Genomic DNA, 5939 nt, shown 5'->3' on the forward strand with positions numbered 1-5939 from the left:
AGGTCGAGCAGGGCCCGGTGCTCCGGCCCGCCCGCGCCGGCGCGCAGGAAGGCGCCGATCGCGGTCTCGGAGGTGCGGCCGCCGGACGACGCGTTCGGCTCGTGCAGGATCACGGCCTCGGCGCCGTCGGCGCGGCGGAGCCACCAGCGGTCGCCGTTCTCGCTCGCGTAGATCAGGCGTCGGTCGGTCTTCATGGCGTCGCTGTCCTAGTTGGCCCGCACGGGAAAGTCGGCGGGCGCGGTTTCGCTCCCGCGCCTCAGGCCCCCGCCTGCCGCCGGTCGAGGCTCTGGGTGAGCTGGTCGGCGAACTTCGCCGCGGCGACGGACAGCAGGCGCCCGCGCAGCTGCCCGAGGATCATCACCATCGGGTCGAGGTCGCGCCCGTCGATCGGGCGGCTGACGAGGCGGGGATCGTCGGGGATGCCGCTCGGCACCTGCAGGCTGACCGCCTCCTCGCGCAGCACGAGGTTGCGCAGGAACTCGAGCGAGCTCGATTCGACCACCGGCCCGAGCGGCACCCCCCGCCGCGCCAGGGCCTGCTCGAGGTGCAGGCGGATCGCCAGCGACCGGTCGGGCAGCGCCATCGCGTGGGCGAGGCAGTCGCGCAGGCGCACCGGCCCGGTCTCGCGGGCGAGGGGATGGCCGGCCCGCATCAGCGCGCAGAGCGGCTGGCGGCAGGAATACAAAACGTGCAGGTCGGCCGAGGGCGGCGGCTGCAGCACCAGGGCGAGGTCGGCCTCGAACGCGGTCAGCGCCGCCACCGCCTGGACGTGGTCGCGGATTTGCACCGTGAACCCGACCAGCGGAAACCGCGCGCGATAGGCCTGGACCTCCTCCGGCACCACCTCCGTGACGAAGGCCTGGCTGCAGGCGAGCGCCACGTGCCCGCGCCGGACCCCGGAGAGGTCGGCGATCTGCGAGCGCACCCGCTCGAGGTCGGCGAGCTGGTCGCGCGCGTGCCGGACCAGCAGCTCGCCGGCCGCGTTGAGCCGCATCCCCTGCGCCAGCCGCTCGAAGATCGGCGTGCCGAGCTCGTACTCGATGTCCTGGACCTGACGGGTCAGCGCCGAGGGCGCGATGTTCAGGCGCTCGGCCGCCCGGCGGATCGAGCCGCTCCGGGCGATCTCGGCGATGCAGGCCAGCGTCCGGGTGTGCTTCATCGCCAAGACCCGCTTCGGGCACGGGTCCTGCAACCCGCTCCGGCAAGCCTAGGCCACCCGTTGCCCGAACCGCAACGGCACGATCCCGAACGAGCACTCGTTTGCAACGGTCGGCGCAGCTAGGCTTCAACTCGTCGCCGACCCCGGAGTGAAGCCATGATCGACCGCCGCACCCTCCTCGCCGGCCTCGGGGCCGGGCTGGTCTCGGCCCCGTTCGTCGCCCGGGCGGCGGAGCCGGTGACGATCCGCATGGGCTCGCTCAAGCTGATCCACTCGATCGCGCCGTACTTCTACGAGCGCTTCACGCCGGCGGGCACCCGGGTCGAGGTGATCCCGTTCGAGAGCCCGACCGAGTGCAAGAACGCGGTGGTCACCAAGTCGGTGGATTTCGGCACCTTCGGCATCGCCTCGGCGACGCTGGGCGCGGCCGCTGGCGAGCCGCTGACGGTGATCGCCTCGACCTGCAACGGCGGCATGGCGATCATCTCCAGGAAGGATTCCGACATCCGCGCGATCAAGGACCTCAAGGGCAAGCGCGTCGCCCTGTGGCCCGGCTCGACGCAGGAGGTGTTCGCCCTCGAGCGCATGCGGATGGAGGGGCTGTCGATCCGGGACATCGTGCCGGTGCGGATCTCGTTCTCGGAGATGCACATCGCCCTGGCGCGGGGCGACATCGACGCCTATGTCGGCGCCGAGCCCGCCCCCGGCGTCAGCCTGTCGAGCGGCGTCGGCCAGCTCGTCGAGTACCCCTACGGCACCGCGATGGGCTCGCTCAACATGGTGTTCGGCACCCACCGCGACACGATCGCGAGCAAGCCGGACCTCGTGCGCACCATGCTGGAGATCCACCGCAAGGGCACCGAGTTCGCGGCCAAGAACCGCGACGCGATGATCGACATGGCGGTGGCCAAGCTCGGCCAGAAGCGCGAGGCGCTGGCGATCTCGGCCCCCAACGTCGACCTGACGTGGCAGCTCGGCCCGGACGAGGTCAAGAAGGCCGAGGCCTACGCCCAGCACATGCTCGCCCTCAAGCAGATCAAGCGCCTGCCCGAGCCCGGCTTCATCGACACCACCTTCGTCGACGCGATGCGGGACGCGTGACATGAGCGCGATGGCAGCGACGGAGGCCGGATCGGCCGCCGCCGGCGACGCGGCGCTCCCCCTCTCCCGTTCGGGAGAGGGTTGGGGTGAGGGGTCCGGTCTGTCCGGAGAGGTCATGCCCCTCGCCCTGTCCCCCTCCCGAACGGGAGGGGGGACCCGCGCCCCACGCCATCGCGACCGGGCCTCGTTCGCTGTGAACATCCTTCGGCGCCTGACGGCGCCCGCCCTCGCGCTCGCCCTCCCCGTTGCGCTCGCGCTGGTCTGGCACCTCGCCACCGTCGGGAGACCCTACAGCCTGATCCCGCCGCCGGCCGAGGTCTGGACCGAGATGCGGGATCTGGCCGTCGGCGGGATCAACGACGACGCCTTCAGCGGCACGCTGTGGACGCATCTCGCCGCCTCGCTCGCCCGCGTCTTCGGCGGGTTCGCGCTGGCCGCGGCCGCCGCCCTGCCGCTCGGGCTGCTGATCGGACGCGTGCCGCTGATGCGGGCGCTGCTCGACCCGACCTTCCAGATCCTGCGGCCGGTGCCCGTCACCGCATGGCTGCCGCTGGCGATGATCCTGTTCGGGCTCGGGCCGCGCTCGGCCTACTTCCTGGTCTTCCTCGGGGCGTTCTACCCGATCCTCGTCAACACGATCTTCGGCGTGCGCTCGGTCGAGCCGCGATTGTTCGAGGCCGCGGCCATGCTCGGATGCACGGGGACGGCGCAGTTCGCCCGCGTCGTGCTGCCGGCCGCCCTGCCCTCGATCTTCACCGGCCTGCGCCTCGGCCTCGGCTTCGCCTGGGTCGTCATCGTGGTGGGCGAGATGACCGGGGTGCAGACGGGTCTCGGCGCGATCATCATGGAGGCGCGCCAGCTCTCCCGCACCGAGATCGTCATCTGCGGCATGGTGGTGATCGGCGTCGCCGGGTTCGTCTCCGACCGGATCGTCATGGAGATCGGGCGCCGCCTGCTCGCGTGGAGCCCCGCGCATGGTTGAGAACCGGAGATCCTCGGATGGCTGACCCGACCCTGCCGATCGTCGAGGTGCGCGACGTCTCCAAGACCTACCGCTCGCAGGGGCGCAGCACCGAGGCCCTGCGCGGCGCCAACCTCACCGTGCGCCGCGGCGAGTTCGTCTGCCTGCTCGGGGCCTCGGGCTGCGGCAAGTCCACCCTGCTGCGGATCGTGGCCGGCTTCGAGGCGGCCACCGGCGGCGAGGCCCTGATGTGGGGCAAGCCGATCCCCGGCCCGGGCCCGAGCCGCGGGATGGTGTTCCAGGATTACGGCCTGTTCCCCTGGCTCAGCGTGCGCGACAACATCGGCTTCGGCCCGAAGGCGCGGGGCCGCCCGGCCGCGGAGGTGCGCGACACCGCCGCCCGCTACATCGACCTCGTCGGCCTCGCGGCCTTCGCCGACGCCTACCCGCACCAGCTCTCGGGGGGCATGAAGCAGCGCGTCGCCATCGCCCGCGTGCTCGCCAACGAGGCCGAGGTGGTGCTGATGGACGAGCCGTTCGGGGCGCTCGACGCGATGACCCGCGAGCGGCTGCAGGACGAGCTGCTCGACCTGTGGAGCCGCACCGGCCTCACCGTGCTGTTCGTGACGCACGCGATCGAGGAGGCGATCTTCCTCGCCGACCGCATCGTGATGATGTCGCCCGGCCCCGGCCGGATCGAGGCGGTGCACGCGATCGACCTCCCCCGCCGCCGCGACGTGTCGAGCCCCGCCTTCAACGACGTGCGCCGCATGCTCTCGGCCCAGCTCCACAGCCACCATGCGCCGAAGGCGGCCTGAGGTGGCTGCGGCAGCGAGGATCGTATCCGTCTCGGAGCCGCGACGCGGCCCCCTCTCCCAGGGAGAGAGGGTGGGGGTGAGGGGCGTGACCTCTCCGGACGGTTCTCATCCCTCACCCCAGCCCTCTCCCGCCCGGGAGAGGGGGCCCGCGCCTGCTTCGGAGGGCCTGGCGCCTGATCGAACGGCTGCGGCCTGAGCACGATCGCAAACCAGAGGCCGGCGACCATGCCCGAGACGACCGATTGGCAAGACCTCGACCGCGCGGCGCTGAGCCGGGCCTACGACAATTCCGGTGCGGTGGCCGACAGCGCCGCCATCGTCGCCGGCTGGCGCGCGCGCAGCGCCGCGTTCCGCGAGCGCCATGCCGAGGCGCTGGACCTCGCCTACGGGCCGGGCGAGCGCCAGCGCATCGACGTGTTCCGCTGCGGGCAGCCGAGCGCGCCGATGCTGGCCTTCCTCCATGGCGGCTACTGGCAGCGCAACGACCGGCGCGGGTTCTCCTGCATGGCCGAGGGGCCGCTGGCGCTCGGGCTCGACGTGGCGCTGGTCGGCTACACCCTGGCGCCGGAGGCGAGCCTGACCGCGATCGTCGCCGAGGCCCGCGCCGCCCTGGCGCTGCTGCGCGCCGATGGCGGCGGGCGCAGGCTCGTGGTCTCCGGCTGGTCGGCCGGCGGGCACCTCGCCGCGCAGGTCGCCGACGGGGCCGATGCCGGGCTCGCGATCAGCGGCCTCTTCGACCTCGCGCCGATCGCCGGCACGAATCTCAACGACGCCTTGAGCCTGAGCGCGGAAGAGATCGCGGCGCTCTCGCCGATCCGCCACCTGAGCCCGGGCGCGCCGCCCGTCGCGGTGCTGTACGGCGCCGACGAGCTGCCCGAGCTCCGGCGCCAGTCGGACGCCTACCACGCCGCCCGCCGCGCCCTGGGGCTGGACGGGCCGCTGATCCCGGTGACGGGCGCGAACCACTTCACCGTGCTCGACGCGCTGGTCGACCCCGAGGGCGCGATCGCCCGGACGGCGGCGCGGCTGGCCGGATTGTAGCGCCGACGCTCCCACCCCCCTCGTCCTGAGGTGCCGCAGCCGAGCGGAGGCCTCGAAGGAGCCCGCCTTCGAGGCCCGCCGGGGCGGGCGCCTCGGGACGCGGGGCGGGATGGGATCGCTTTCGAGAAGCACCACCGCGAGACGCCATGCCCCCGTTCCCGACGATTCCCGCCCTGCACGCGGCCTACGCCGCCGGCGACGACCCGCGCGCGATCCTGGCGGAGGTCTACCGCCGCATCGCGGCCGCCGACCACCGCGCCCACCCGGAAGCGATCCGGGTGCTGGGCGAGGAGGTCGGTGGTCGAGCGGCCGATCGAGCCCGTGGCGCCCAGGATGGTGACGGTGTGGGTCACGGCGAAAAACTCCGTCAGGCCGCGAGGCGGCGCAGGATCAGGTACAGGCCGGCGAGCAACGCGACCGCGAAGAACCCGTCGAGCCGGTCCATCACCCCGCCATGGCCCGGAATGGACTTGCCGGAATCCTTGACGCCGTAGCGGCGCTTCAGGGCCGATTCGACGAGGTCGCCGCCCTGGCTCAGGACCGAGGCGACGGCGCTGGCGAGCCCGACCCAGACGAGGGCGGTCTCGGCGAGCGGGCTCCAGCCCTGCGCCCGGGCGAGCGCGACGACCGCGAGACCGGCGACCACCGCGCCAGCGAGCCCGCCGAGCGCGCCGGACCACGTCTTCTTCGGCGACACCCGCGGCATCAGCTTCGGCCCGCCGAGCGTCCGGCCGGTGAAGTAGGCCACCACGTCGGTCGACCACACCACGGCGAACATCCAAGCCGGCCCGAGGATGCCGATCGCCGGCGCGTCGCGGAGCGCCACCGGCACCAGGGCGACGACCGCGCCGCCGAACAG

The 5939-nt window shown here is 73.1% G+C and carries 7 protein-coding genes and 1 pseudogene; 4 read left to right on the forward strand and 4 right to left on the reverse strand.

Annotated elements, in window-relative coordinates:
- Window positions 1-194 (reverse strand): hypothetical protein (locus tag FV223_RS18090; RefSeq protein WP_147728324.1); only part of this gene is annotated, 194 nt, incomplete at its 3' end.
- Window positions 195-256: 62 nt separating this feature from the next.
- Entirely contained in the window at window positions 257-1159 is a 903-nt protein-coding gene (locus FV223_RS18095) for a LysR family transcriptional regulator (RefSeq protein ID WP_147728325.1), read from the reverse strand.
- A 156-nt stretch (window positions 1160-1315) separates the two neighbouring features.
- On the opposite strand from FV223_RS18095, the gene FV223_RS18100 reads away from it, so the two are divergent.
- The 4 genes from FV223_RS18100 to FV223_RS18120 all read left to right on the forward strand — a co-directional run bounded on the left by FV223_RS18100 (window position 1316) and on the right by FV223_RS18120 (window position 5080).
- Entirely contained in the window at window positions 1316-2260 is a 945-nt protein-coding gene (locus FV223_RS18100) for an NrtA/SsuA/CpmA family ABC transporter substrate-binding protein (protein WP_147728326.1), read from the forward strand.
- 115 nt (window positions 2261-2375) lie between these two features.
- Entirely contained in the window at window positions 2376-3242 is an 867-nt protein-coding gene (locus tag FV223_RS18110) for an ABC transporter permease (RefSeq protein WP_147728328.1), read from the forward strand.
- Window positions 3243-3259: 17 nt separating this feature from the next.
- A complete protein-coding gene (locus FV223_RS18115; RefSeq protein WP_147728329.1) occupies window positions 3260-4039 on the forward strand; it encodes an ABC transporter ATP-binding protein in 780 nt (259 codons plus the stop codon).
- A 225-nt stretch (window positions 4040-4264) separates the two neighbouring features.
- Window positions 4265-5080 (forward strand): alpha/beta hydrolase, encoded by an 816-nt coding sequence (locus tag FV223_RS18120; RefSeq protein ID WP_147728330.1) that lies wholly within the window; start codon window positions 4265-4267, stop codon window positions 5078-5080.
- Window positions 5081-5313: 233 nt separating this feature from the next.
- On the opposite strand, the pseudogene FV223_RS18125 reads toward FV223_RS18120, so the two are convergent.
- Window positions 5314-5433 (reverse strand): annotated as a pseudogene (locus FV223_RS18125) (1-deoxy-D-xylulose-5-phosphate reductoisomerase); the annotation flags it as partial.
- Window positions 5434-5447: 14 nt separating this feature from the next.
- On the reverse strand, window positions 5448-5939 hold a 492-nt coding region (locus tag FV223_RS18130; protein ID WP_187276176.1), incomplete at its 5' end, for a phosphatidate cytidylyltransferase.

The organism is Methylobacterium sp. WL116 (genome assembly GCF_008039455.1).
Lineage (GTDB): Bacteria > Pseudomonadota > Alphaproteobacteria > Rhizobiales > Beijerinckiaceae > Methylobacterium.

What these genes read in the sequence shown, in the direction of transcription:
- FV223_RS18095 (WP_147728325.1), bottom strand. Translation starts at nt 1,159, where the DNA reads ATGAAGCACACCCGGACGCTGGCCTGCATCGCCGAGATCGCCCGGAGC.
- FV223_RS18100 (WP_147728326.1), top strand. Translation starts at nt 1,316, where the DNA reads ATGATCGACCGCCGCACCCTCCTCGCCGGCCTCGGGGCCGGGCTGGTC.
- FV223_RS18120 (WP_147728330.1), top strand. Translation starts at nt 4,265, where the DNA reads ATGCCCGAGACGACCGATTGGCAAGACCTCGACCGCGCGGCGCTGAGC.
- FV223_RS18110 (WP_147728328.1), top strand. Translation starts at nt 2,376, where the DNA reads ATGCCCCTCGCCCTGTCCCCCTCCCGAACGGGAGGGGGGACCCGCGCC.
- FV223_RS18115 (WP_147728329.1), top strand. Translation starts at nt 3,260, where the DNA reads ATGGCTGACCCGACCCTGCCGATCGTCGAGGTGCGCGACGTCTCCAAG.